Origin of the sequence: Microcoleus sp. CAWBG640 (assembly GCF_020883015.1) — a bacterium.
GTDB classification, from domain to species: domain Bacteria; phylum Cyanobacteriota; class Cyanobacteriia; order Cyanobacteriales; family Microcoleaceae; genus Microcoleus; species Microcoleus anatoxicus.
The window spans coordinates 1-3063 of sequence record NZ_JAHRFC010000113.1 but is presented as its reverse complement, the minus strand read 5'-3'; the positions used below and the strand labels follow the sequence as shown (position 1 = coordinate 3063).

The following is a 3063-nucleotide window of genomic DNA, read 5'->3' as shown; positions in this document are numbered from 1 at the left end:
CCAAAGTTAGCCACTGTGGTAGAACCACCAGGTGCAGTACCGTTGGAGTCAAACACCAACACAGTCTCGTTAGCTGCATTCGTAAATACGAAGAAACCAGGAGTGGTGGAAGAGCCTAGAGCCTTAGCTTGAGCAGCTTCGACAGTGGCATAAGTACCGCCGGTAAAAATCACCAACTCTTTACCAGTAATATCAGGAGCACTACCGCTAACAGCATCAAAGTTAGTTGTAGTCAAATTGCCGAAAGCGCCGCTAACGAACTGCAATTTGTCAACTCCAAAAGCGAAGTCGGTAATGGTATCACCACCGTCCAAGGGGCCATTGTAAACAAAGATATCAGCACCGGAACCGCCAGTGAGCAAATCTGCACCGATGCCACCGTTGAGAGTATCTGCACCGCTACCGCCACTGATAATATCAGCACCGGAACCACCGTTCAAAATATCAGCAAAGGCCGTACCTGTAACGTTATTTACACTGTCATTCCCGATGAACAATACAGGGCCGCTGAAATTGTAACCGCCGGCGCCGGAACCGAAGTTGTTAAAGGCGACGGGATAAGTATTGTTAGGAGCATTTAAGTCAACAATACTGTTATTAGGCGGTGGAGTTGGAGCAGAGCCTAGGGAACCTGTAAACACAAAGTCCGAGGTGCCCAAACTCACAGCAGCAGTACCAAAGTTAGCCACTGTGGTAGAACCACCAGGTGCAGTACCGTTGGAGTCAAACACCAACACAGTCTCGTTAGCTGCATTCGTAAATACGAAGAAACCAGGAGTGGTGGAAGAGCCTAGAGCCTTAGTTTGAGCAGCTTCGACAGTGGCATAAGTACCTTGTGTGAAAATCACCAACTCTTTACCAGTAACATCAGGAGCACTACCGCTAACAGCATCAAAGTTAGTTGTAGTCAAATTGCCGAAAGCACCGCTGACGAACTGCAATTTGTCAACTCCTGACTTAAAGTCAAGAATTTTATCGCCACCTTCTTTCGTTGTGGTGTAAGCAAAGATATCAGCACCGCTACCGCCTGTCAGGAGATCCGCACCGAGGCCGCCTGTAATCGTATCGTTGCCGTCACCGCCGTTGATGCTATCACTAAAATTGCTGCCAACAATGTTGTCATCGCCTGCTAAACCATCGAATTTAATTCCCACTGGAGAAGTGCTGAAATTCACATTGTCAGGGCCGGGAGTACCGACAGGAAGATTTAGCGGTGGGCCAGTGAACACAAAGTTACTGACTTTGAAGCTAAATTTCACTGAGAAACTAGCGACAATTTCAAAGCGAACCCCAACTGAAAATACCAGCACATTACGGCCTGTCTCGGCATCTGTAAACTGACAGAATACAGGCTGTTCGCTATTTCCGCCTAAAGCTTTAAACCGTGCTTGCAAAGTTGCAATGCTGGTGACGGTGGTATCAGTGCTGAAGTCGAGCAAATTATTGCTGCCGATGCTGCCAACAACAGAACTAGCAGTAATCTCAATTTTGGTGAAGCTAGCCGCGCTGAAACCAAAAGCAGCATTAGAGAACTCTAAAACATCGTCATCGACTTTAAAGTCAGTAATTAAGTCTGCGTCTGAAACTTTGGTGATGCCTTCGCGGGATTTCTTGTAAATAAACCGATTCTTCCCAGCACCACCACTGAGAATATTTGTGCCTTCCCCACCTTCTATGGAGTCATCGCCCTCATTTCCGGTTAATGTGTCATTCCCAGCACCGCCAATGATTTTGTCGCTGCCTATGCCACCTTCGATGGAGTCCTCGTCATCGCCGCCTTCGATGTCGTCCTCGCCTTCGTCGCCTTTAATTTTGTTTTTACCCTTCCCTCCTTTGATCTTGTCCGAACCCTTACCAGCTTTTATGTCATCGTCACCATCGCCGCCGTCGATGTCGTCATCGAGCACAGAACCGACAATCACTTGAGGAGCTGTATTTCCAGCAAAATTAAAGACAGTTTGAACAAAATTCAAACTAAATTTCTGATTGGTGACAGTAGTTTTGCCGTCGGTAACTTTAAAGCCAAAACTAACGGCACCGGTGAAGCTAGCTACGCCTTGGAAAGTTAATGAACCGGCATTAATGTCTGCTTGGGAGAAGGTTAAACCTACTTGTGTTACTTCTACTCCCTTTAAGAGCAGTTTCCCACTGGTAGCAGGAGGTAGTTCCGTCAGCGTGAAGATAATGGCGTTGGGGCTTTGTTCGCGATCGAAAAACTTCAAATCGCTAGAAGTAATAGTCTGTGTTTTCCCGGAACCAAGAATAACATCGTTGTTAGCTTCCAGTCGCGGAGGAGTGTTAATCGGCGTTAGAGTTGTTGCCGTATTGTTTGGGGGAGAAACAGTAACTCCCAAAAAGCTGGCGGCTTTGAGAATACTAGCGTTGACATTCAACAATAGCGCCAGCACAAAGTTACTGCTGCCGCGAATTTCGGTATTGACGCCAACTTGGACAAAGGACAAACTGCTAAAATTTAAGCTGCCAGATACCAGAAATTTGTCATTTTCTGTGAAGTCAGTGATGACTGAATTTGGCCCAGAAGTGCGATCGCTAATGACAAAAATGTCATCTCCAGCACCACCGGTACAGGTATTGTTGCCAGTACCGCCTACGATCGTATCGTTGCCATTACCGCCCATCAAAGTGTCATCGCCTAATCCGCCACCGACAACGCTATCGTCACCGTCGCCGCCGTCTGTCATGTCATTACCGTCACCAGCGACGATGGTATCGTTGCCGGCACCACCCATGCAAGTGTCGTCACCGCCACCGCCCATCACAGTGTCGTCGCCGTCGCCACCGTCTGTCATGTCATTGCCGGCACCGCCCATGAGACTGTCGTCGTCAGCGCCACCGACAATGCTGTCGTCGCCGTCATCGCCCATGCAAGTGTCTTTGCCGGCACCGCCCATGATGGTATCCTTGCCTTCGCCACCGACAATACTGTCGTCGCCGTCGTCACCCATGCAAGTGTCGTCGCCAATACCTCCTATAACGGTATCGTCGCCTTTACCACCGTTAACTTGGTCGTTGCCGGTGCCGCCGTCGCAATTGTCGTTGCCT

The 3063-nt window shown here is 48.7% G+C and carries 1 protein-coding gene; it reads right to left on the bottom strand.

Annotated features, from left to right (window positions below):
• A partial coding sequence (locus AAFP11_RS27470) for a cadherin-like domain-containing protein (RefSeq protein ID WP_341739888.1) occupies positions 1-3063 on the bottom strand: 3063 nt, incomplete at both ends.